Source organism: Janthinobacterium sp. GW822-FHT07H11 (genome assembly GCF_058798615.1).
In genome coordinates, this window is record NZ_CM179507.1 from 4,907,339 (window position 1) to 4,929,390 (window position 22,052).

20 protein-coding genes are annotated in these 22,052 nt (G+C 62.0%); 2 read left to right on the forward strand and 18 right to left on the reverse strand.

Going from position 1 to position 22,052, the window contains the following annotated elements:
* Positions 1-88: 88 nt before the first annotated feature.
* The 16 genes from AC3RCJ_RS21695 to ndk all read right to left on the reverse strand — a co-directional run bounded on the left by AC3RCJ_RS21695 (position 89) and on the right by ndk (position 16,962).
* Complete coding sequence (locus tag AC3RCJ_RS21695; protein WP_492958955.1) at positions 89-634, reverse strand: phosphoribosyltransferase; 546 nt, start codon at positions 632-634, stop codon at positions 89-91.
* Positions 635-700: 66 nt separating this feature from the next.
* A complete protein-coding gene (locus AC3RCJ_RS21700; RefSeq protein WP_492958957.1) occupies positions 701-2,014 on the reverse strand; it encodes an adenylosuccinate synthase in 1,314 nt (437 codons plus the stop codon).
* 3 nt (positions 2,015-2,017) lie between these two features.
* Entirely contained in the window at positions 2,018-3,178 is a 1,161-nt protein-coding gene (locus AC3RCJ_RS21705) for an ATP phosphoribosyltransferase regulatory subunit (protein ID WP_492958959.1), read from the reverse strand.
* Positions 3,179-3,450: 272 nt separating this feature from the next.
* Positions 3,451-4,338 carry a protease modulator HflC gene (gene hflC / locus AC3RCJ_RS21710; RefSeq protein WP_492958961.1) on the reverse strand — a complete coding sequence of 296 codons (888 nt, stop codon included), beginning with the start codon at positions 4,336-4,338 and terminating at the stop codon, positions 3,451-3,453.
* Positions 4,338-5,633, reverse strand: a complete 1,296-nt coding sequence (gene hflK, locus AC3RCJ_RS21715) for an FtsH protease activity modulator HflK (protein ID WP_492958963.1) — start codon at positions 5,631-5,633, stop codon at positions 4,338-4,340. Before hflK ends, hflC begins: the two co-directional genes overlap by 1 nt.
* A gap of 2 nt (positions 5,634-5,635) precedes the next feature.
* Complete coding sequence (gene hflX / locus AC3RCJ_RS21720; protein WP_492959180.1) at positions 5,636-6,865, reverse strand: GTPase HflX; 1,230 nt, start codon at positions 6,863-6,865, stop codon at positions 5,636-5,638.
* 105 nt (positions 6,866-6,970) lie between these two features.
* Positions 6,971-7,207 (reverse strand): RNA chaperone Hfq, encoded by a 237-nt coding sequence (hfq, locus tag AC3RCJ_RS21725; RefSeq protein WP_008450615.1) that lies wholly within the window; start codon positions 7,205-7,207, stop codon positions 6,971-6,973.
* A gap of 235 nt (positions 7,208-7,442) precedes the next feature.
* The gene (gene der / locus AC3RCJ_RS21730; protein WP_492958965.1) at positions 7,443-8,789 is read right to left on the reverse strand and encodes a ribosome biogenesis GTPase Der; all 1,347 of its coding nucleotides are present in this window, start codon (positions 8,787-8,789) and stop codon (positions 7,443-7,445) included.
* 4 nt (positions 8,790-8,793) lie between these two features.
* Positions 8,794-9,939: an outer membrane protein assembly factor BamB gene (gene bamB / locus AC3RCJ_RS21735; protein ID WP_492958967.1), complete on the reverse strand. Its 1,146-nt coding sequence runs from the start codon at positions 9,937-9,939 to the stop codon at positions 8,794-8,796.
* Between the two features lie 81 nt (positions 9,940-10,020).
* The gene (locus tag AC3RCJ_RS21740) at positions 10,021-10,689 is read right to left on the reverse strand and encodes a YfgM family protein (RefSeq protein WP_492958969.1); all 669 of its coding nucleotides are present in this window, start codon (positions 10,687-10,689) and stop codon (positions 10,021-10,023) included.
* A gap of 54 nt (positions 10,690-10,743) precedes the next feature.
* The gene (hisS, locus tag AC3RCJ_RS21745) at positions 10,744-12,105 is read right to left on the reverse strand and encodes a histidine--tRNA ligase (RefSeq protein ID WP_492958971.1); all 1,362 of its coding nucleotides are present in this window, start codon (positions 12,103-12,105) and stop codon (positions 10,744-10,746) included.
* Positions 12,106-12,156: 51 nt separating this feature from the next.
* Positions 12,157-13,419: a flavodoxin-dependent (E)-4-hydroxy-3-methylbut-2-enyl-diphosphate synthase gene (gene ispG / locus AC3RCJ_RS21750; RefSeq protein WP_492958973.1), complete on the reverse strand. Its 1,263-nt coding sequence runs from the start codon at positions 13,417-13,419 to the stop codon at positions 12,157-12,159.
* 44 nt (positions 13,420-13,463) lie between these two features.
* Positions 13,464-14,444, reverse strand: coding sequence for a helix-turn-helix domain-containing protein (locus tag AC3RCJ_RS21755; protein WP_492958975.1), 981 nt, complete (start codon positions 14,442-14,444; stop codon positions 13,464-13,466).
* A 13-nt stretch (positions 14,445-14,457) separates the two neighbouring features.
* Complete coding sequence (pilW, locus tag AC3RCJ_RS21760) at positions 14,458-15,234, reverse strand: type IV pilus biogenesis/stability protein PilW (protein WP_492958977.1); 777 nt, start codon at positions 15,232-15,234, stop codon at positions 14,458-14,460.
* Positions 15,235-15,245: 11 nt separating this feature from the next.
* Complete coding sequence (gene rlmN, locus AC3RCJ_RS21765; protein ID WP_492958979.1) at positions 15,246-16,421, reverse strand: dual-specificity RNA methyltransferase RlmN; 1,176 nt, start codon at positions 16,419-16,421, stop codon at positions 15,246-15,248.
* Positions 16,422-16,545: 124 nt separating this feature from the next.
* Positions 16,546-16,962 (reverse strand): nucleoside-diphosphate kinase, encoded by a 417-nt coding sequence (gene ndk / locus AC3RCJ_RS21770; RefSeq protein ID WP_070223377.1) that lies wholly within the window; start codon positions 16,960-16,962, stop codon positions 16,546-16,548.
* 221 nt (positions 16,963-17,183) lie between these two features.
* Between ndk and AC3RCJ_RS21775 the strand changes: the two genes are divergently transcribed.
* Positions 17,184-17,870, forward strand: a complete 687-nt coding sequence (locus tag AC3RCJ_RS21775; protein ID WP_034752039.1) for a Bax inhibitor-1/YccA family protein — start codon at positions 17,184-17,186, stop codon at positions 17,868-17,870.
* A 165-nt stretch (positions 17,871-18,035) separates the two neighbouring features.
* Here AC3RCJ_RS21775 and AC3RCJ_RS21780 read toward each other — a convergent pair whose 3' ends face one another.
* Together AC3RCJ_RS21780 and cfa are read right to left on the reverse strand one after the other, a co-directional pair.
* Positions 18,036-18,881, reverse strand: coding sequence for a LysR family transcriptional regulator (locus AC3RCJ_RS21780; protein ID WP_492958982.1), 846 nt, complete (start codon positions 18,879-18,881; stop codon positions 18,036-18,038).
* A 28-nt stretch (positions 18,882-18,909) separates the two neighbouring features.
* Positions 18,910-20,067 (reverse strand): cyclopropane fatty acyl phospholipid synthase, encoded by a 1,158-nt coding sequence (cfa, locus tag AC3RCJ_RS21785; protein ID WP_492958984.1) that lies wholly within the window; start codon positions 20,065-20,067, stop codon positions 18,910-18,912.
* A gap of 524 nt (positions 20,068-20,591) precedes the next feature.
* On the opposite strand from cfa, the gene AC3RCJ_RS21790 reads away from it, so the two are divergent.
* Entirely contained in the window at positions 20,592-22,052 is a 1,461-nt protein-coding gene (locus AC3RCJ_RS21790) for a sigma 54-interacting transcriptional regulator (RefSeq protein WP_492958986.1), read from the forward strand.

The following is a 22,052-nucleotide window of genomic DNA, read 5'->3' on the forward strand; positions in this document are numbered from 1 at the left end:
GAATCGCATTCTAACCGCACCGCCATGAAAAAAGCCGCACCTGAAATAACAGTTGCGGCTTCGTATGCGGTGCTGACGTTGCGGACAATTACTTGGCCGTTTCGCCCTTCTTGATCCATGCCGCCAGCTGGTGCGGGCGCAGGCCGTCGTAGTCTTCGAAAGGCTGGTGGATCCAAGGATTGTGCGGCAGTTCATCGAGGAAGTAATCGGGACGCACGACGGAGCAGCCCTTGAGCCAGATCACGGCCGACTTGACTTCAGTCACGTCCGGGAAATTGTCCTTCAGGTGGCGCGTGACCTTGTCCAGGGTGACGCCGGAATCGGCCAGGTCGTCGACCAGCAGGATGCGGCCGGCCAGCGGGCCTTTGGTCATGGTCATGTACTTGGCGATATCGAGGTCGCCGCGCACGGTGCCTGCGTCTTCGCGGTAGGAGCTGGTCGACAGGATCGCCAGCGGCAAATCAAAAATGCGCGAGAATACGTCGCCGGGGCGCACGCCGCCGCGCGCCAGGCACAATACCTGGTCAAATTTCCAGCCCGATTCGTAGACTTTCAGCGCCAGGCGCTCGATCAGGCGGTGATACTCTTCCCAGTTGACCCAGAGATGTTGATCGTTCGATTGTGGGGTAGTCATGATAGTGGAATCTTATTATTAGCGTGATTAAAAAAATCCGCCTTGCGGCGGATTGTGTCCAGCAGCTTACTCGAATGGGTGGCGCAGCACGATCGTTTCTTCACGATCCGGACCGGTCGAAACCATGTCCACCGGTACGCCGACCAGTTCTTCGATGCGCTTGATGTAAGCGCGCGCCGTTGCCGGCAAGGCCGCCAGCGATTTCGCGCCGACGGTGCTTTCCGTCCAGCCCGGCATCTCTTCGTACACGGGCACGCAACGGGCGGCTTCTTCAGCGCCCGACGGGAAGATGTCCGTGGCCACGCCGTCGATGGTGTAGCCGGTGCACAGTTTCAGCGTTTCGATACCGTCCAGTACATCCAGCTTGGTCAGGCACATGCCCGTCACGCCGTTGATCTGCACGGAACGACGCAGCAAGGCGGCATCGAACCAGCCGCAGCGGCGGGCACGGCCCGTCACGGTGCCGAATTCATGGCCGACTTGCGCCAGGTGGTGGCCCACGCCCGCATCCGTTGGCAGTTCCGAAGGGAACGGGCCGGAGCCGACGCGCGTCGTGTAGGCCTTGGTGATGCCCATGATGTAGTGCAGCATGCCCGGGCCCACGCCCGAACCGGCGGCGGCATTGCCGGCCACGCAGTTCGACGAAGTGACGAACGGGTAGGTGCCGTGGTCGACGTCGAGCAGGGAACCCTGCGCGCCTTCGAACAGCAGGTTCGCGCCGGCCTTGTGCGCCTTGTACAGCGCGCTCGACACGTCGGTGACCATCGGACGCAGGCGCGGCACATAGGCCAGCGCATCGTCGAGGGTCTTCTGATAGTCGACTTTCGGCGCCTTCAGGTAGTGCTCCAGCACGAAGTTGTGGTAGTCGAGGTTTTCGGCCAGCTTTTCGGCAAAGCGCTTCTCGTTGAGCAGGTCGGCGATACGGATCGCGCGGCGCGCCACCTTGTCTTCGTAGGCCGGGCCGATGCCCTTGCCGGTGGTGCCGATCTTCGCATCGCCACGCTTGACTTCACGCGCCAGGTCGATCGCGGTGTGGTAAGGCAGGATGACCGGTGCGGCGTCCGACACTTTCAGGCGCGAGGCGACTTCAACGCCGACAGCTTCGAGCTTGTCGATTTCGCGCAGCACGTCCGGCACGGAAACGACCACGCCGTTACCGATGTAGCAGGCGACGCCTGGACGCATGATGCCCGACGGGATCAGCTGCAGCGCGGTTTTGACGCCGCCGATGACCAGCGTGTGGCCTGCATTGTGGCCGCCCTGGAAGCGCACCACACCCTGGGCGTGATCGGTCAACCAGTCGACGATCTTGCCTTTACCTTCATCGCCCCATTGGGTGCCGATGACAACGACGTTCTTTGCCATAATTTTCTTTGACATCACTCAACCTAAGTTTTTAAGAATCCAGCTACTACCATTATCGGCAAGTACCAGCGCGCGATCGCACTCGAACTCGTCTTGTTCATTACTGTGACCCGGCATGCTCTGGATCACGACCTCGCCCGCCTTGCGCAACTCGGCGATTTTTTCCTTCAATTCTGGCGCGCTGCCCCACGGCGCGCGGATCGAGTGCTTGCGTTCCGCGGTCGGCAACAGGCGCGCCAGTTCGCGCAAATCGAGCGAGAAGCCGGTCGCGGGACGAGCCCGGCCGAACGCTTCGCCGACGTGGTCATAACGGCCGCCGCGCGCAACCGCGTTCGGCAAGCCAGGTACATACAGCGCAAACATCGCGCCGCTTTCATATTGGTAGCCGCGCAGGTCGGCCAGGTCGATCGCCACTTCGGCGCGACCCAAAGCAGAACCGGCCAGCGCGGCCAGCTCGGCCAGCGCCTTGAGCACGCCCGGCAGCGGCGGCAGCACTTCGCGCGCCCGCGCCAGCACGTCGATGTCGCCGTACAGGTTGGGCAAGGCCAGCAGCGCCTCGCGCGTGACGGCATCGTAGGCGGCGGTCAGCGCGCGCAGTCCTGGCGCATCCTTGGCGCGCAGCAGGCTGTACAGCGCTGCCTCGTCGCGTCCGGCGGCGGCATCCTGCGCAATGATAGCGCGCAACAGGCCGACGTGCGACAAATCCAGGCGCACGCTGTCGAAACCGGCCAGTGCCAGCGAGGCGAGCGCCAGTTCCTGGATCTCGGCGTCCGCTTCCAGGCCGGCGTGGCCATAGATTTCGGCGCCGATCTGCAGCGGCTCGCGGGTGGCGTGCAGGCCCGACGGACGGGTATGCAGCACGCTGCCGGCGTAGCACAGGCGGGTGACGGTGGCACGGTTGAGCAGGTGCGCGTCGATGCGCGCCACTTGCGTGGTCATGTCGGCGCGCAGGCCGAGCATGCGGCCCGACAGCTGGTCGACCAGTTTGAACGTGCGCAGGTCGGTATCCTTGCCAGCGCCGGTCATCAGCGATTCCAGATACTCGAGCAGCGGCGGCATGACCAGTTCATATCCGTACAGACGGAAATTATCCAGCATGAGGCGGCGCAGCTCTTCGATCTTGCGCGCTTCCGACGGCAGAACATCGGCAATATTTTCGGGCAAAAGCCAATTCGGCATGAGGGAGCGAGATACGGAAGAAAGTTGAAAAATGCATCATGCGAGGCAGCGGCAGGCGCGCCAGGCAAGAGGCCGAACCTGATATTTTACGCGAAAACATGGCCCTTTAGGGATAAGTTCGCCGAATCGCCACAGCACAAGGCGAAAAACACCTCATTTTACGCCTTCCCGCCAGGCCATGGCGGGCACAAAAAAACAGGGCCGGCGTTCAAGCCGGCCCTGCTCACGCCCGCCCCGCCCTGTCGGGCGCGGCGAACAACCATGCTGCTCGCTTACTTCTTGGCCGCGCCGGCCGCGCCGCCGCCCTTGAAGTACTTGAAGAACTCCGAGCTAGGATCGACGACCATCACGTCGCCCTTGTCCTTGAAGCTGGCGCGGTAGGCTTCCAGGCTGCGGTAGAACTTGTAGAACTCCGGATTCTTGCCGAATGCCTCCGCATAGATCTGCGACGCCTTGGCATCACCCTCGCCGCGGATCTTCTCGGCTTCGCGATACGCCTCGGCCAGGATCACCGTGCGCTGCTTGTCGGCATCGGCGCGGATCTTCTCGGAGTCGGCCGAACCGGTCGAACGCAGCTCATTGGCCACGCGCACGCGCTCGGACTTCATGCGCTCGTACACGGAGTTGTTGATCTGCTCGACATAATCGACGCGCTTCAGGCGCACGTCGACGATGCCCACGCCGATGGCCTCGGCCTCGGCCGCCACCTTGGCCTTGATCGCCTGCATCACCTTGCCACGCTCACCCGAGATCACTTCGCGCACGGTGCGCTTGGTGATTTCATCGTTCAGCGCGGCCTTGACGATCTGCGACATGCGGTTGCGGGCGCGGCTTTCATCGCCGCCGAAGCTGCGGAAATAGGTCTTCGGATTGACGATGCGCCACTTCACATACGCGTCGACGAGGATGTTCTTCTTCTCGGCCGTGATGAAGCGTTCGGGCTCCGGCGTGTCCAGGGTCAGGATGCGCTTGTCCAGGTAGATGACGTTCTGGAATGGCGGCGGCAGCTTGAAATACAGGCCAGGTTCGCTGATGACTTCCTTGACTTCACCCAGCGCGAAGACGACCGCGTATTTACGCTGGTCGACCACGAACACGGTCGAGGACAAGAGCATGATCGCGATAAAGCCCGCGATCAGGGCGGCGACGATACGGTTCATTAGCGGCTCTCCCGTTCACGCGAAGAGCGGCTGTCGCGACGCGAATTGACTTCTACTGTCTGCATGGCTTCCTGTGGCATTACGGTATTGGCTGCGGGTGCGGCCGCTGCGGCGCGCGCTGCCGCGGCCGAGGCGTCCGACGCCGCCTGCTGGGCGATCAACTTGTCGAGCGGCAGATACAGCAGATTGCTGCCCGTCTTGGCGTCGACCATGACCTTGCTGGCGCTGCTGAACACTTGCTGCATCGTTTCCAGGTACATGCGGTCGCGCGTGACGGCCGGCGCCTTCTGGTATTCGACCAGCACCTGCTTGAAGCGGGACGCGTTACCTTCGGAGTTCTCGGTCACCATGGCCCGGTAGGCCTCGGCTTCCTGCAGCAGGCGGAATGCCGCACCGCGCGCTTTTGGAATGACGTCATTGGCGTAGGCCTGGCCTTCATTCTTCTGGCGTTCGCGATCCTGGCCTGCCTTGACGGCATCGTCGAAGGCGGCTTGCACCTGCTCCGGCGGCTGCACGGCCTGCATCGTCACATTGTTAATCAACACGCCAGCCTTGTAACCATCAAGAATCTGCTGCATCAATTTCTGCGTGTCAAAGGCCACTTTTTCGCGGCCTTCATACAGCACGAAGTCCATCTTGCTGCGGCCGACCACTTCGCGGATCGCCGTTTCGGCGACCTGGCGCAGGGTGTCTTCCTGGTCGCGCAGGCTGAACAGCCATTCCACCGGATCTTTCAAGGTGTACTGCACCGCGAACTGGATGTCGATGATGTTTTCATCGTCCGTCAGCATCAGCGACTCGCTGGCCTGCTTGTTGCGCAGCGACTGGCGGTAACCCACTTCCACCGTGCGCACCTGCGACACGTTGACGGTTTCATCGGTCTGGAACGGATACGGCCAGCGCCAGTTGAGACCGGCCGGCGCCGTGCGCGTGTATTGGCCAAACGTCAGCACCACGCCGCTCTGGCCCTCTTGCACGATGAAGGCACCGCTGGCGAGCCAGATGAAGACGGCGATCACGCCGACCACGCCGGCGGTGATGCCGGCGCCCTTCATGTCGGGGCGCGGGCCGTTGCCGCCGTTGTTGTTATTGCCGCCGTTATCGGGACGGTTCTTCTGTCCGAAAAACGCGTTCAGGCGCTGATTGAAATCGCGCCACAACTGGTCGAGATCCGGTGGTCCTTCGCCGGGCTTTTTGCCTTCTTGGGCTTTCTTGCCGTCGTCCTTGCGATTGCCCCAGCGGGGATCGTTCAGGGACAACTTCAAGCCTGTTTTTTTGAGTAGGGAGACAAGCATAACTATCGTGTTCCGACTTTGGAGTGGGTGGGGAACCTATCGTCCTGGTCAGGCTCTTCGGCCTGGTCCGGGGCGGCGTCATCGTGCTGGCCATACTGATCGTCGAGCAGATCATCGTGCAGCAGCGCTTCGCCGTTCTGATAGAGGTGAGCCGAGCCCGGCGCTTTCTTGGCCATCTCGACAATTGCATCGCGCAGCAGGTCGAGCCCGCTGCCCTTCTGCGCACTGACGAAGACGCGACTGATCGTAGCATATTCGTCGCGCTCCACCGAAGGCTCCAGCCCGGCCGCATCGATCTTGTTCCACACGAGGATTTGCGGAATATGATCGGCGCCGATCTCTTTCAAGACCAGGTTGACCTGTTCGATCTGCTCCATGCGCACCGGCGACGCAGCGTCGACGACATGCAGCAGCAGATCGGCATGGATGGTTTCTTCGAGCGTGGCGCGAAAAGCCGCCACCAGCTGGTGCGGCAATTCGCGCACGAAGCCGACCGTGTCCGAAATGACCACGTTGCCCACGTCCTGCCCCAGGTAAACCCGGCGCGAAGTCGTGTCCAGGGTGGCGAACAGCTGGTCGGCCACATACACGCCGGCCTTGGTCACGGCATTGAACAGGGTCGACTTGCCGGCATTGGTATAGCCGACCAGGGACACCGAGAATGTGTGATTGCGCCCGCGCGCGCGGCGCTGCGTTTCGCGCTGCTTGTGCAGTTTTTCCAGGCGCGCGCGCAAGGCCTTGACACGGTCGCCGATCAGCCGGCGGTCGGTCTCGAGCTGTGTTTCGCCCGGACCGCGCAAGCCGATGCCGCCCTTTTGCCGCTCAAGGTGGGTCCAGCCGCGGATCAGGCGCGTGGCCAGATGCTGCAACTGGGCCAGCTCGACCTGCAGCTTGCCCTCGTGGCTCTTGGCGCGCTGCGCAAAGATGTCGAGGATCAGGCTGGTACGGTCGAGTACGCGCACGTTCAGGCGCTTTTCCAGATTGCGCTGCTGGGCAGGCGACAGGGCGTGGTTGAAGATGACGATTTCCAGGCCATCGTTGACGACGACGTCGCCAATTTCGTCGGCCTTGCCGCTGCCGACAAAATACGCCGAATCCGGGCTGGAACGCTTGGCCGTGATGGTGGAAATCGGGTCCGCGCCAGCGGAACGCGACAACAGCATCAATTCCTCCATGCTGGCGGCGAAGTCGCTGTGACCGAAGTCAACCCCGACTAGTGCCGCGCGCATGATGGGAACAGGCAAGTTGACGCGGGTGCCGATGCAAACGCATCAGCACCGCAGGCGCGGACAGGAGCGTGGAAGGGTGAGAGGCGCAGGGCCTTCAAGCTCAACGCTTTACTCCGCTTCAGATTCAATATTGAGATTGACGGCACGGGCCGGCACCACTGTCGAGATGGCATGCTTGTACACCATCTGCGTGACCGTATTGCGCAGCAATACGACATATTGATCGAACGATTCGATATGGCCCTGCAATTTAATGCCATTGACCAGATAAATCGAGACAGGAACATGCTCTTTGCGTAATGCATTGAGGAATGGGTCTTGTAACAGTTGCCCTTTGTTGCTCATAACAGCTCCGTGATGTTGTTGTATTTAAGAATTGGAGGCGACTCGCTTGATTTCAAGTGCTCACACAGCATTCTCTTCGAGAGAATGATGCGTCGCAGCTACTGTAACCTGTTTTCGCGATCGCTGTCGCGCATGGTGCATTAACACTTTATTATTTCCGCGCAAATGGCCATTATTATTTGCCATCGGCGCCGCATTATCGGTGCGGCGCCTTAATTCGCGCTTAATCGACTATTTACTTGCTCGGCGTTCTGGCAAACGGATTTTTACCCGTGCGCAGTTCGATGCGCAATGGCGTGCCGACCAGCGCAAAGGTATCGCGGAAATGCTTTTCCAGATAGCGCTTGTACGGGTCGCCCACGGCGTCGAGCGCGTTACCGTGTATCACGATCACAGGCGGGTTCATGCCGCCCTGGTGCGCATAGCGCAGCTTCGGACGGATGGAGCCCTTGCGGCGCGGTTCCTGCTTCTCCACGGCCTCGATCAGGGCGCGCGTCAGCTTCGGCGTCGACAGGTCGCACATGGCGGCCGCATACGCGGCGTTGAGCGACTTCATCAGTGGGGCGATGTTGGTGCCCTTCAGCGCCGAAATGAAATGCATCTGCGCGAACGACAGGAAATCGAGCTTGCGGTCGATATCGATCTTGATCTCGTCGCGTTCGTGCGATTGCAGGCCATCCCATTTGTTCACGGCCACCACCAGCGCGCGGCCCGATTCCAGGATGAAGCCGGCGATATGCGCGTCTTGCTCGGAAATATCCTGCTGCGCGTCGAGCATCAGCACCACCACGTTGGCTTCGGAAATCGACTGCAGCGTCTTGACCACCGAAAACTTCTCGATCGCCTCGAACACCTTGCCGCGGCGGCGGATACCGGCCGTGTCGATCAAGGTGTATTGCTGGCCATCGCGTTCGAACGGAATCTCGATCGAGTCGCGCGTCGTGCCCGGCATGTCGAAGGCGATCACGCGCTCTTCGCCCAGCAGCGTATTGATGAGGGTCGACTTGCCCACGTTCGGACGGCCAACCAGCGCGATCTTGATGCCGCGGTCCGTCTTTTCCAGCTCTTCCGGCTCATCCGGACGCTGCGCGAACGCCATGTCCAGCATGACTTCGACGAGGTCGTTGACGCCGTCGCCGTGCGCCGAGGAGATCGCATACGGATCGCCCATGCCCAATTCATAGAATTCGGACACGACGGCCGTGTAGCGCATGCCTTCGCTCTTGTTGACCACCAGCAAGACCGGGCGCCCGCTCTTGCGCAGGAAGTCGACGATGGTCTTGTCATGCGGCGTCAGGCCTTGGCGGCCGTCCACGATGAACACCACCACGTCGGCCTCGGCCACGGCCTGCTTGGTCTGCAGTGCCATCTGGTGCATGATGCCTTCCTTGGCCACGGGTTCGAAACCACCCGTATCGATGACCAGGAAGGGACGTTCGCCGACACGGCCTTCGCCATAGTGACGATCGCGCGTCAACCCAGGCAAATCCGCCACCAGCGCATCGCGCGAGCGGGTCAGACGATTGAATAAAGTCGATTTCCCAACATTGGGTCGACCTACTAGTGCAATTACCGGCTTCATTGTATTACTCGACCGCGAGAGCGGTCACTGTCCCTGATTGGGTTTGAAAAATCAAATTCGAACCGGCGACGACGGGAGCCGAAACAATCGGGCTGCCGTCGGTGCTGACCCGACCTATTAAAGCGCCATCTTCCCGTGACAGGAAGTGGATATAACCCTGATAGTCGCCGACGGCGACGCTGCGGCCGTAGGAGGCTGGCGTCGACAGGCGGCGGCGCGCCAGCGCATCATTCTTCCAGGCACTCTGCCCGCCTTCGCGGCTGAACGCCACGACGGCGCCCTGGTCATCGGCGGTGAACACGAAACGCTGGTCGACGGCCACGCCCACATCGGACGAGATCGGCTTGCCCCAGCGCGGCACGCCCGTGGCGGCATCGAAGCAGCCCGCCTTACCCTGGTAGGTGACGGTGCACACGTCGCCTTCAAACACGACCGGCGTGCCGGCGATGTCGGACACGCGTTCCAGCTCGGTGGCGCCGCGCGGCTCGCTGACGACAATCTCCCAGCGTACCACACCGGTGGCCGCCGTCAGCGCCAGCAGCTTGCCGCCCGGCTGGGCCGCATACACGGTAGAGCCGCCCAGCACCATGCCCGGCGCATTGCGCAAGGTCAATGCCGGCGTCGTGCGCTGCACCACCCACTTGCGCTCGCCCGTCTTGGCATCGAAGCCGACGATGCGGTTGTCCACGCTGCGCACCACCACCACGCCCTGGCCGACGACGGGCGCCGTCAGCACTTCGCTCGAGGCCTGTGCCTTCCACAACTGCTTGCCATCGGCGTCGAACGCCAGCACGGCGCCCTTGGCGGCACCCACGGCCACCACGCTGCCATCGCTGCCGGCACTCGAGGTGATATCGCTGCCGGCCTTGACGCGCCATGTTTCACGGCCGGTGGCCGCATCGAGGCGCGCCAGCGCGCCATCGGCGTTGACTACGTACAGGCTGCCGGCAGCCAGCGCCGGCGTGAACGCATACACGCCCGACTTGCCGATCGCATACTTCCAGACATCGCGCACGGCGATGCTCGATTTTAACTCGACCAGCTTGGCCGGCTCGACTTTCGGGTCTTTCGACGCAAACGGATTCCAGGACGAGCAACCGGCCATCAAGGCCAACAGGCTTGCCGCTACCAGCTTTTCAGTGACACGCATAAGTGTTATCCAACCTTTTTCTTGTACTTGTAGGGGTAAGGCGCGCGGCGCCAGGGCCGCACGACAGAACCGGAACGGCTATCAGGCGGCCGCTTGCTCAGCCTTGGCCTTGTCTTCCGGCACCGTACCGCCTATCGCCTCCAGTTTGACCTGGATCAATTGACGGCCTGGATTGTTCTTGTCCGTCGCCGCCAACGCGGCCAGGTAGGCGGTGCGGGCATCGGCCAGCTTGTTTTGCGCCACCAGGATGTCGCCCTTGCGGTCGGCCACGGCACCGGCAAATTGCGGCACCGTGTCCGAGGCCAGCACCTTCAGCGCCTCATCGTAGGATTTCTCATCGAGCAAGACACCAGCCAGGCGCAGCTTGGCGATGGCCTTGTATTCTTCCGTACCATGCTCGGCCACCCATTGCAGCTGGGTCTTGGCCGTTTTCAGGTCATTCGCATCGAACGCCACCTTGGCCGCGGCCAGGGCGCTCATCTGCGCATACGCCGTGCCGCTGAAACGCGACTGCATGTCGCCGGCCGCGCGCATCACCTTGGCCGTATCCTTGGCGGCGATGGCGTTTTGCAGTTCGTCGTACAACTGGCCCGCTTGCGCCGCCTGCGTGCGCTGGTAGTACTGCCAGCCAGCCCAGCCGCTATAGCCTGCCAGCGCCACGATCAGGACCCAGGAGGTCAGATTGCCATTGCGCTGCCACCAGGCCTTGAGGGTTGCCAGTTGTTCTTGTTCTTCGTGATCGTATGCCATGGGTCGTCAGTTTGAATGAGTAGTTGATCGAGGGTAGTACGGTCTTGCTGCAAATCAATGGTGGTGATGCACGTGGCCGCCAGGACCGTGGTCGTGGCCGCAATCGTGGTCGCCGATGATCTGGTCCACCACGTAATCGACGACATCGTCGAACGGCACCGTGTTCTGCTGCGCGCCCGCATCGGCTTCGCGCATGGCTTTCACCGTGGCCACATTGTTGGCGATTTCATCGTCGCCCAGGATCACGGCAAACGCCGCGCCGCTGGCGTCGGCTTTTTTCATTTGCGTCTTGAAGCTGCCGCCGCCGTTGCTCGCTGCGCAATGTAGCACAACGTCCAGGCCCGCATCGCGAATCCGCTCGGCCAGCACGAACGCTTGCAAACCGGCCTGCTCGCCCTGGTGCACCAGATACACGTCGCACTGGGCCGGGGCTTCCGGCTCGGCCGCATCCTTCATCAGCAGCACCAGGCGCTCGACGCCCATGCCGAAACCGACGGCGGGCGTCGATTTGCCGCCGAACATTTCCACCATGCCATCATAGCGACCACCGGCGCAGACCGTGCCTTGCGCGCCCAGCTTGTCGCTGACCCACTCGAACACCGTGCGGTTGTAGTAATCGAGGCCGCGCACCAGGCGTGGATTGATGGTGAACGGAATATTGTTGTGGTTCAATATCTTCTGCACGCCGTGGAAGTGCGCCAGCGATTCCTCGCCCAGGTAGTCGAGCAGCTTCGGCGCGCCATTGACCAGGTCCTGCATGGCAGGGTTCTTGGTGTCGAGGATGCGCAGCGGATTGCTGTGCAGGCGGCGCTTGGCTTCTTCGTCGAGCAGCTCGCTGTGGCCTTCCAGGTAGGCGATCAGGTCGGCGCGGTGGCGCAGGCGCTCGGCCGCGTCGCCGATCGAGTTCAGTTCCAGGCGGATGCCTTCCAGGCCCAGATCGTCCCACAGGCGGCGCGACAGCATGATGATCTCGGCGTCGATGTCCGGACCCGTGAAACCGATGGCTTCCACGCCGAACTGGTGGAACTGGCGATAGCGGCCTTTCTGCGGGCGCTCGTGGCGGAACATCTGGCCCTTGTACCACAGGCGCTTCGGACCTTCGTAGACGAGGTTGTGCTCGACCACGGCGCGCACCACGCCGGCCGTGCCTTCCGGGCGCAGGGTCAGGTTGTCGCCGTTCATCGAATCGGTGAACGAATACATTTCCTTTTCCACGATATCGGTCACGGCGCCGATGGCGCGCGCGAACAATTTCGTTTCTTCCACGATCGGCGTGCGGATCTGCTGGAAGCCGTAGCTTTGCAGCACCGACTGCGCCGTGTTTTCAAACAATTCCCACAGCGGGGCGTCGGCGGGCAGGATATCGTTCATGCCTTTGACGGCGGTGATCTTGTCGAGCTTTTTATTTTCGGACATAGTGTTCTCTTTAACTTGATTGTCGGATTACGCGCGTAGCGCTAATCCGACCTACGCTGCTGCGCCATAATGGCTTTTAACATAATTGAGGACGATGTCCTGGAATTCCTCGACGATGCGTTCGCCGCGCAGGGTGACGACTTTCTCGCCGTCGACAAACACGGGCGCGGCCGGCGATTCGCCCGTGCCGGGCAGGCTGATGCCGATATTCGCATGCTTCGATTCGCCGGGACCATTGACGATGCAACCCATCACGGCCACGTTCATCGCTTCCACGCCCGGATACGATTTCTTCCATTCCGGCATCTGCTCGCGCAGATACGTCTGGATGTTGTCGGCCAACTCCTGGAAGGTGGTCGACGTCGTGCGGCCGCAACCGGGGCAGGCGATGACCATGGGCGCGAACTTGCGCAAGCCCATGGTTTGCAGGATTTCCTGGCCGACGATGACTTCGCGCGTGCGGTCGCCGCCCGGTTCGGGCGTGAGCGAGATGCGGATGGTGTCGCCAATGCCCTCCTGCAGCAGCACGGACAGGGCCGCCGTCGAAGCGACGATGCCCTTGCTGCCCATGCCCGCTTCCGTCAGGCCCAGGTGCAGCGGATAGTCGCAGCGCCGGGCCAGTTCGCGGTACACGGCGATCAAATCTTGCACACCAGAAACTTTGCACGACAGGATGATCTTGTCGCGGCCCAGGCCCAGTTCCTCGGCGCGCACGGCGTTTTCAATCGCCGACGTCACCAAGGCCTCGTACATGACGGCTTGCGCCGGCCATGGGTCGGCGCGGCCCGCGTTTTCATCCATGATGCGCGCCAGCAAGGCTTGATCCAGGCTGCCCCAGTTCACGCCGATGCGCACCGGCTTGTCGTACTTGCAAGCCGCTTCGATCATCTGCGCAAATTGCGTGTCGCGCTTGGCGCCCTTGCCCACGTTGCCCGGATTGATGCGGTACTTCGACAGCGCGCGCGCGCAATCGGGATAATCGTTCAGCAGGGTATGGCCGTTGTAGTGGAAATCGCCCACCAGCGGCACGTCGATGTCCATCTTGTCGAGCTGCTCGCGGATGTAGGGCACGGCCGCGGCCGCTTCCGGTCGGTCCACCGTCAGGCGCACCAGTTCCGAGCCGGCACGCGCCAGCTCCTTGATCTGGATCGCCGTGCCGATGGCATCGGCCGTATCCGTATTCGTCATCGACTGCACCACCACGGGGGCGTCGCCGCCCACCCAGATCTGGCGCTGGCCGTGCGCGATCAGCACCTTGCGGCTGTCGCGCCGATCGGAAGGGCCGGAGCCGATCGCTGTTTTCGAGGTCGCCATAATATTGTCTTGTGAGTTTGCTTGCTTGAACTGCTGGTTTAACGTTACTTGATGCTCACGCGCGAGATCGTACCACCCTGCACGGTCGGCAAGTCCAGTTTCGTGCCGCGCAGGGTTGCCTGCACGACACCCGGCTTGCCCACCACCAAGGTGGCGGGGCCCGTGATATCGAACGTTTCCGTGCTGCCCGCCTTGACCATGCGCGAAATCAGCGGCGTGGCGCCAGGGCGGCGAATCTCGACCCAGGAATCCTGCTCCACCTTCAGCACCAGCGCATTCGCGCCCACGGCAGGGGCAGCGGCAGCGGCGGGCGGCGTGACGGCGGCCGGCGTCGCTGTCGCCGGCGCTGGAACGGCGGCTGGCGGCACGGCGGCGGCCGGCGCCGAAGCGACGTTGGCGGCGGGCGCCCCCGTCTGCGTATCGCTGCCTGGCGGTGGCGGCACGGAAATGAGCGGCACGGATGGCGACTGCACGGGCGTCAAGTCCTGGCCCGGCTTGATCAGGGTCGTTTCCACGGGGCCCACTTCCGCATGCACCGTTTCCTTCTCGGTGTGCGAGGACAGCAGGCTGGCCGGCACATAGCCCAGCTTGTACGCACCGAAGGCGGCGGCCACGACGACGGCCACGGCGCCGGCGATCCAGAGGGTGCTCTGGTTCGACGAGCGCTGTGTCATCGACGGGAAGCGCGATTCCGAGAACGTGGCGGAAATTTCACGGCGCACGGGCGCGGCCGGATCTTGCGCCGGCGCCGGATGCACTTCGATCATGGCCACCAGCGGCGCCGCGTCAAGCTTGACCACCTTGGCATAGGCGCGCACGAAACCGCGCACCACGGCCAGGTTCGGCAAGGCCGCCATGTCGCCCTCTTCCAGCGCGATCACCTGGCGCGGCGCCAGCTTGAGCTGGTCCGCCACCTGCTCCACGGGCCAGCCCAGCGCTTCACGCTGCGCCTTCAACTGTGCACCGGCCAGCGCGAGATTGCCCTGGGGCTGCTGCTGAGGCGTTTCTGCCCACTCTGAATTCATTGGTATCCCTGTTTCACTCATCAAACGCCCCACTTTGATAAGCAGCATATTCGGGCGAGCCGGAATGGTGGTTGCGCAAATGCGCTCCCAGGCCAGCTTCCGCACCCGCATCCCCGAGCTTATGCTGCACCTTGATCCCGAGCCACAGCACATCGGCCGTCTGGCTCTCCATTGTCGCTACTTTACCGAGCCGCTCGAGATACTGAGCCGCTTGCCGGTAGTCTTGCTGTTGGTAATACACGCGCACCAGGCCGGCATAGGTCATTGCCGCACCAGGTGCGATGCGCTCCGCCTTGAGCCAGTAGTTGGCGGCGCGCGGGTAATCTTTCATGAGCAGGCTGCACGCCGCCGCATTATGCAGCGCAAGTTCAGGCGTGCCATAGGCGGCATCTTGCAATGCGGCATCAAAATACGCCAGCGACTGCGCCGCGCGTCCGGTCTGGCACAGAAGCAGGCCATAATTATTGCTCAACTCGGGATTGTGGGGCGCCAGGCGCAATGCGTAAAGAAAATCTTTTTCAGCAGCCACAGGTTGGTGCAGGGCGGCAAAAATCAGGGCGCGCATGCCGCGCACCTGGACGTTGTCCGGCACCAGCTGCACCGCCTGCTCCGCTTCGGCCAAAGCCACCACAAACTGGTCCTGCATATAATAGGCGCTGGCCAGCTGCAAGCGCAAGGCGGCGCGCTGCTCGACAGACGCGGCTTGCTCCTTGTCCGCGGTGGAAGCACAGCCGGCCAGCAGCACGCCCAGGCTGACAACAGCCGCGGCAAGTACGCCAGGATAAGCCATGCTTCCCCGCATCAGGAGCGGATCTCCACGATCTTGCCGAAATTGGCGCCGAACTTCTGTTGATATTCCGTCATTTTTTCCATGCGTTCCTGCACCCGCGTGCGGTCCTTGACTTCGCCGGCCAGCTGGCCGCAGGCCGCATCGATATCGTCGCCGCGCGTCTTGCGCACGGTGGTGATGATGCCGCCATCCATCAGCACCTGGGCAAACGCCTTGATGCGCGGGTTTTTCGAGCGGAACAGTCCAGACTCGGGAAACGGGTTGAACGGAATCAGGTTGAACTTGCAGTTCACGCCGAACTCGCGGTCTTGCACCAGCGCCAGCAGTTCACGCGCGTGCTCGTCGCTGTCGTTGACGCCGTCGAGCATGCAGTATTCAAACGTGATGAAATCGCGCGGGGCGAATTCCAGGTAGCGCTTGCAGGCCGCCATCAATTCCTTCAGCGGGTATTTCTTGTTCAGTGGAATCAGCCCGTCGCGCAAGGCATCGTTCGAGGCGTGCAGCGAGACGGCCAGGGCCACCGGCACTTCCTGCGACAACTTGTCCATCATCGGCACCACGCCCGAGGTCGACAAGGTTACGCGGCGGCGCGACAGGCCGTAGGCGTTGTCGTCAAGCATCAATTTCAGGGCCGTGACGGTCGGCTCGAAGTTCAGCAGGGGCTCGCCCATGCCCATCATCACCACGTTGGTGATCTGGCGCTCGCCTTTCGGGCCCGGTTCGATGCCCTTGGTGCGGCGCAATTCGAATTCCGCCATCCACAGCTGGCCGATGATTTCGCCAACACTGAGGTTGCGGTTGAAGCCTTGCTTGCCGGTCGAGCAGAAACGGCAGTTCACGGCGCAGCCGGCCTGGGTCGAGATGCACAGGGTGCCGCGGTTGTCTTCCGGGATGAACACGGTTTCCACGGCATTGCCATTGCCCACGTCGACGAGCCACTTGCGCGTGCCATCCGTCGACGTGTGGTCGCTGATGATGGCCGGGGCGCGCACTTCGGCGCGCGTGGCCAGCTTGTCGCGCAGCGACTTGGCCAGGTCCGTCATGGCGTCGAATTCGGAGGCGCCGAACTGGTGTATCCAACGTTGCAATTGTTTCGCACGAAACGGTTTCTCTCCCAACTCGGCGCAGTAAGCGATGAGTTGCGCGGGATCGAGGTCCAGCAAGTTGGTGAGGGTCGTCGTATTCATGATCTTGTCTATTCTAAAAATCCGTCCCCGCGCGCATCAGGGGCAAAGCACCACAGCGCAGCGGGAACAGGGGGTGATAAGTTATTTCACAGATAACGCCAGGAAATAACGTTATCTAAGGCAATTAAGCCTTCAGTTCTGGGAAGAAGTAAGCGATTTCCACTTTAGCAGCTTCGACAGCGTCGGAACCGTGTACGGCGTTGGCGTCGATCGAATCGGCGAAATCGGCGCGGATCGTGCCTTTTTCTGCTTTCTTCGGATCGGTCGCGCCCATCAGGTCACGGTGGGCCAGAACGGCGTTTTCGCCTTCCAGGGCCTGGATCATGACGGGACCGGAAACCATGAAGTCGACCAGATCCTTGAAGAAGCCGCGCTCTTTGTGCGCTGCGTAGAAGCCTTCAGCTTGTTCGCGCGACAGTTGGGTCATGCGTGCTGCAACGATTTTCAGGCCAGCGTTTTCAAAACGGGTGTAGATTTGACCGATTACGTTTTTTGCAACTGCGTCTGGTTTGATGATCGACAGGGTGCGTTCGATTGCCATGTGTGAAAACTCCAATAAAAAGAAAGGTTTAAAACGGTAAATTGATAACTCAATCAACCTTTGATTTTACCATACTCCACCCCATATCACCCAAGCAGGCCGCAGACCTCTTCCTGCCTTGCTTATGTTTAATTAAATCTTAAGCTGGTTTTTTTGTAAAAACCGGGGTCCATGCTATCCTTGGGCATAGTAGTAATTTGAATTGACAACACGGAGGCACTATGAATCAGAACATGCAACGCACCTTTGACCTGTCGGGGGGCATGCAGCAAGTCCGCCATCAGGTCTTGCGCAACACTTACTGGCTGCTGGCACTGTCCATGATACCGACCGTGCTGGGCGCCTTCATCGGCGTGCAAATGCACCTGCCGATGCTGACCGGCGGCATGGGCTTCATCATCTTCATGGCCGTCGCATTCGGCTTCATGTACGCGATCGAGAAGACCAAGAACTCGGGCCTGGGCGTCGCTGTCCTGCTCGGCTTTACCTTCTTCATGGGCCTGATGCTCACGCCTATCCTGACGCGCACGCTCGGCTATTCGAACGGCGGCATGCTGATCATGACGGCGTTCGGCGGCACGGCCACCATCCTGGCCGTGATGGCAACGATCGCCACGGTATCGAAGCGCGACTTCTCGGCCATGGGCAAATGGCTGTTCGCCGGCGTGATCGTGCTGATCCTGGCATCGGTGGCGAACATCTTCCTGGGCCTGTCGGCACTGTCGATCGTGATCTCCATGGTCGCCATCGCCATCTTCTCGGCCTACATCCTGTATGACGTGCAGCAAATCATCAACGGCGGCGAGACCAACTACATCTCGGCCACCCTGCGCATCTACCTGGACGTGTACAACATCTTCACCAGCCTGCTTTCACTTTTAGGTTTCGCTGGCGGCAGCCGCGACTAAGCGCTAACGCAAAAACGCCCAGGGCGGCGTTGTAGTGCCTCGCCGTACAAGTCGTACTGCCTTCGGCACCGCGCCTTGCCCTGAACGTTTTATGCACTGCGCTTATGCGCCAGGACATGAAAATAAAAGCCGACCTGCGGGTCGGCTTTTTTACGCCTGTCGAAGCTACTTGATCTTCTCCGCCACCGCCAGCAGGCAGGCGCGGGCGCGGTCCAGGGTCGGGTTGTCGCGCTGGGCCGCATACACGGAATAGGCGGAATGCGAGAATTCGGGCGCATCGCGCACGCGGTACAAGAGGCCCGCATCGAGATAGGGTTGCGCGCTGCCGATACGGAAGTAGCTGGCGCCGCCCACTTCCAGCAGGTACACGAGGGCCAGCGGCCCCAGCGAGATCGACACGGGCGGGCTGCTCAGCTCCGGGTAGGCCGCCTGGTGATTCGCCGCGAAGCTGGGGCCCCAGTCCACATACACGTACGTATCGGCATGCATCTGCCCATCCGCGCGCGTGGTCACCATCACCAGCTTTTCCTCGGCCAGCAATTCGCTGGCCAGGCCCGGGCGCTGCGGCGGGTTGTACAGCACGGCCAGGTCGAGCGAGCCGTCGTGCACGGCGTCGAGCAGGCGCGCAGGACTGTCGACTTCGGCGCGCAAGGCGATCTCGGAGCAGTCGCGGCTCATGCATATCAGCCAGTCGCCGAGCAGCGGCTGCCACAAGCTCAGTTCGCAGCCGATGCTGACGGCGTCATCGCGCCCCGGCGGCAAGGCCACCTGGTGGCGCGCCCGCTCCCACACCTGCACCATGGTGGCCGCGTGGCGCATGAAGCGCTCGCCGGCCGGCGTCAGCCGCGCGCCCGCCTTGTTGCGCACGAATAGCTGGCGCCCCAGTTGCTGCTCCAGCGTGCGGATGCGGGCGCTGACGGCCGTCTGCGTCACGTGCATGCGTTCGGCCGCCATGATGAAGCTGCCGCAGGAGGCCACTTCCAGGAAGGTGCGCGCTTGATTGATATCCATCAAGCCATGATATCAGCAGACGCACATCTCAACTGACACGCTCGTAGCCACCGAGCACGCCCTGCTTCGACAAGACCCATTGCCACAGCTGCAAGTCGCGCGCGCGGAAGGCGCCCGCGCAGGACAGCAGATAATACGACCACATGCGGTGAAAGCGCTCGCCCAGCTGGGCGGCAAAGCGCGGCCACGCCCGCTCAACATTCGCATGCCAGGCCATCAGGGTCTTGTCGTAGTCGGCGCCGAAGTTGTGCAAGTCTTCGGCGACAAACAGATCGTCGATGGCGTCGCCGATCTGGCCGATGGACGGCAAGTCGCCATTCGGGAAGATGTATTTGTCGATCCACGGGTCGCACGTGGAATGGCGTTTATTTTTGCCGATCGTGTGCAGCAGGAACAGGCCGTCGTCTTCCAGGCAGCGGTGCGCCACTTCCATGAAAGTGCGGTGGTTTTTATGGCCCACGTGCTCGAACATGCCGACGCTGACGATGCGGTCGAATTTTTCATTGGTGTCGCGGTAATCCTGCAGGCGGAAGTCCAGGTGCTCGCCGCCCGGCATGCCGCGCGCGTAGGCGGCCTGCTCCTTGGAAATCGTCACGCCCACGCATTGCACCTGGTATTTTTCCGCCGCATAGCGCATGAAACTGCCCCAGCCGCAGCCGATGTCGAGCACGCGCATGCCCGGCTCCAGGCGCAGCTTGCGGCAGATCAAATCGAGCTTGGCTTCCTGCGCCTCGGCCAGGTTACTGGCATCCTTCCAGTAGCCGCAGGTATAGGTCATGCGCGGATCGAGCATGGCCGCATAGAAGACGTTGCCCAGGTCATAGTGCTCCTTGCCCACCATCCAGGCGCGGCGCTCCGTCTGCAGGTTGAACAGGCGCGCGTACAGGGCGTGGAAGGCCAGGCGCATGGGGCGCACGTCGTCGGCCACCCTGGCGCGCAGCAAATGGCAAAAGAATTCATCGAGCTGCTGCGCATCCCAGTCGCCATCCATATAGGCTTCGCCCAGGCCCAGGTTGCCGCTGGCAAAAGCCCGTTCCGGCACGCCCGGTTTGCGCAGCTGCATGTCCCAGGCGGCGCGGCCATTCAGGTCGATGCCGGCCCTGGCCAGCAGTTCGGCCGCTTCGCGGGTCAGCCGCGTGTCGAGCTGAAGTCCGGCGCTCCCTGCCGCTGTGTGTTGCAACTGCATTGCTGCTTGTGTCGTTTGCTGCGTGTTCATGCCCTGCCGCCTCCAGATGGTTGTCGGTGCTGGCGCACGCCGGCAAGTCCCCTCAGAGGCCCGGCGGCACACCAGCCATAAAATTATCCGCCCGCCATGGCCATCTGGATAATGAAACATCATGGTCATTCATATCAAAAATTTTGCATTGAAATGATTTGAATCAATTATTTTATAGAAACACTTCTGCAAGCCTCCTGTCCAGCCTCATGCCAGCCCGCCCAGCGTGAACGGCAATCATGTTAACATTTTGAAAATACGCGCATAGGCGCGCTGACGTTGGTCAGAAGCAGGATTTTCCAGGCTTGCACGCATGCTGCCGGCGGAATTGCCGGCAGTGTTGGCGCCAAGACGGGTGGCCGCCGTGTAAAATGAGTGCTCTTCGCATGCCAATTGCTGCGGGCCTTGAGATGTTCCTTTAACCAAGCGACGGCGAGCGGTCGCTGTCACCAGAGGACCGCGTGGAACTTAGCGACTGCACTTTGACTTCACCAATGTCTGCGGCGATCCAGGCGGATGCTCCCCTGCTGTGCCTGACCATAGTCTGGCATCCCGACATCAGCCGCATCGGCGAGCAGTGCCTGGCGACAAATGCCGCACTGGGACTGTCCCGCTACCTGCCGCTGTTCCAGCATCCGGGACAGGCGTCCACTGCGCTCGGCTACAGCGGCATTTCGCGCGAAAGTGTCGTGCTCGTGCGCGGCGAGCAGGACTGCGTGGAAATTCACCCGCCAGCCAGCCGCATGGCAGTCGAGCTCAATGGCGTACAGATTCGCCAGGTGGTGACATTGAGCCATGAGCAGATCTCGGCCGGTGCGATCCTCGGCCTGGGCCGGGCGGTCATCCTGTGCCTTCATTGGATGCGGGGCCTGCCCAGACACAATCCCTTGCCCGGCCTGCTAGGCGTGGGCGATGCCGCCATCCGCATGCGCGAATTGATTCGGCAAGTGGCCGTCACCGATGACGCCGTCCTGCTGCTGGGCGAAACCGGCACCGGCAAGGAGGTCGTGGCGCGCGCCATCCATGCCTGCAGCACGCGCGCCGACCGCGCCCTGGTCACTGTCAATATGGCGGCACTGAACGAGTCGCTTGCGGTAGCCGAATTGTTTGGCGCGGCGCGCGGGGCCTACACGGGCGCTCTCGGGACGCGCGGCGGCGTGTTTTCCGAAGCGAGCCAGGCCACCTTGTTTCTCGATGAAATTGGCAACACGCCTGCGGCCGTGCAACCGATGCTACTGCGCGTACTGGAAACAGGCGACTACCGTCCGCTCGGCGCGCCGTCGGATCTGCAATCGAGCGCGCGCCTGATCGCGGCCACCGACCAGGACCTGTATGCAGCATCGTTCAACCAGGCGTTGCTGCGCCGCCTGGAAAGCTTCGTAATCCACTTGCCGCCCTTGCGCGAACGGCGTGAGGATATTGGCGTCCTGCTGTTACACCTGCTGGGCGGGCATGCGGACGAGTTAATGTTTCCCCCGCAGTTGGCCAGCAAATTCGCCAACTACGACTGGCCGGGAAATATACGCCAGCTACGCCATATGGCCAGGCGGTGCAGGCTGGCCCTGCAGGCTGGCGAACACCCCGATTTCGACAGCTTTCTCGATGAGCGGCCAGGACGAGTGACGTCGAGCACCTCCCGCGATGCTGCACTGCCGCCGCCGGCACCACGCAAGAAAAAACTGTCCGAGCTGAGCGACGAAGACGTGCTCGGCGCACTGGACAGCAACCATTGGCATATCCAGGGAGCGGCGCGCCAACTGGGCATTTCCCGTCCGTCGATGTACATGCTGATCGAAGCGCATGCGCAGATCCGTACGCCAGAGCAGATACCGCCTGCGGAAATACGGGCGGCTGTGGCCAGGAGCAACGGCCGCCTCGAAACCTGTGCCGCCCTTCTGCAGACCCCGAGCGAGGCACTGCGCAGGTATCTGCGCAAACTCGGCCCGGGCCCGTGA

What these genes read in the sequence shown, in the direction of transcription:
- AC3RCJ_RS21740 (WP_492958969.1), bottom strand. Translation starts at nt 10,689, where the DNA reads ATGGCATACGATCACGAAGAACAAGAACAACTGGCAACCCTCAAGGCC.
- AC3RCJ_RS21780 (WP_492958982.1), bottom strand. Translation starts at nt 18,881, where the DNA reads ATGGATATCAATCAAGCGCGCACCTTCCTGGAAGTGGCCTCCTGCGGC.
- AC3RCJ_RS21700 (WP_492958957.1), bottom strand. Translation starts at nt 2,014, where the DNA reads ATGTCAAAGAAAATTATGGCAAAGAACGTCGTTGTCATCGGCACCCAA.
- cfa (WP_492958984.1), bottom strand. Translation starts at nt 20,067, where the DNA reads ATGCAGTTGCAACACACAGCGGCAGGGAGCGCCGGACTTCAGCTCGAC.
- hfq (WP_008450615.1), bottom strand. Translation starts at nt 7,207, where the DNA reads ATGAGCAACAAAGGGCAACTGTTACAAGACCCATTCCTCAATGCATTA.
- hflK (WP_492958963.1), bottom strand. Translation starts at nt 5,633, where the DNA reads ATGCTTGTCTCCCTACTCAAAAAAACAGGCTTGAAGTTGTCCCTGAAC.
- der (WP_492958965.1), bottom strand. Translation starts at nt 8,789, where the DNA reads ATGAAGCCGGTAATTGCACTAGTAGGTCGACCCAATGTTGGGAAATCG.
- pilW (WP_492958977.1), bottom strand. Translation starts at nt 15,234, where the DNA reads ATGGCTTATCCTGGCGTACTTGCCGCGGCTGTTGTCAGCCTGGGCGTG.
- ispG (WP_492958973.1), bottom strand. Translation starts at nt 13,419, where the DNA reads ATGGCGACCTCGAAAACAGCGATCGGCTCCGGCCCTTCCGATCGGCGC.
- AC3RCJ_RS21755 (WP_492958975.1), bottom strand. Translation starts at nt 14,444, where the DNA reads ATGAATTCAGAGTGGGCAGAAACGCCTCAGCAGCAGCCCCAGGGCAAT.
- AC3RCJ_RS21775 (WP_034752039.1), top strand. Translation starts at nt 17,184, where the DNA reads ATGAATCAGAACATGCAACGCACCTTTGACCTGTCGGGGGGCATGCAG.
- ndk (WP_070223377.1), bottom strand. Translation starts at nt 16,962, where the DNA reads ATGGCAATCGAACGCACCCTGTCGATCATCAAACCAGACGCAGTTGCA.
- hflC (WP_492958961.1), bottom strand. Translation starts at nt 4,338, where the DNA reads ATGAACCGTATCGTCGCCGCCCTGATCGCGGGCTTTATCGCGATCATG.
- AC3RCJ_RS21695 (WP_492958955.1), bottom strand. Translation starts at nt 634, where the DNA reads ATGACTACCCCACAATCGAACGATCAACATCTCTGGGTCAACTGGGAA.
- AC3RCJ_RS21790 (WP_492958986.1), top strand. Translation starts at nt 20,592, where the DNA reads ATGTCTGCGGCGATCCAGGCGGATGCTCCCCTGCTGTGCCTGACCATA.
- AC3RCJ_RS21705 (WP_492958959.1), bottom strand. Translation starts at nt 3,178, where the DNA reads ATGCCGAATTGGCTTTTGCCCGAAAATATTGCCGATGTTCTGCCGTCG.
- hisS (WP_492958971.1), bottom strand. Translation starts at nt 12,105, where the DNA reads ATGTCCGAAAATAAAAAGCTCGACAAGATCACCGCCGTCAAAGGCATG.
- bamB (WP_492958967.1), bottom strand. Translation starts at nt 9,939, where the DNA reads ATGCGTGTCACTGAAAAGCTGGTAGCGGCAAGCCTGTTGGCCTTGATG.
- rlmN (WP_492958979.1), bottom strand. Translation starts at nt 16,421, where the DNA reads ATGAATACGACGACCCTCACCAACTTGCTGGACCTCGATCCCGCGCAA.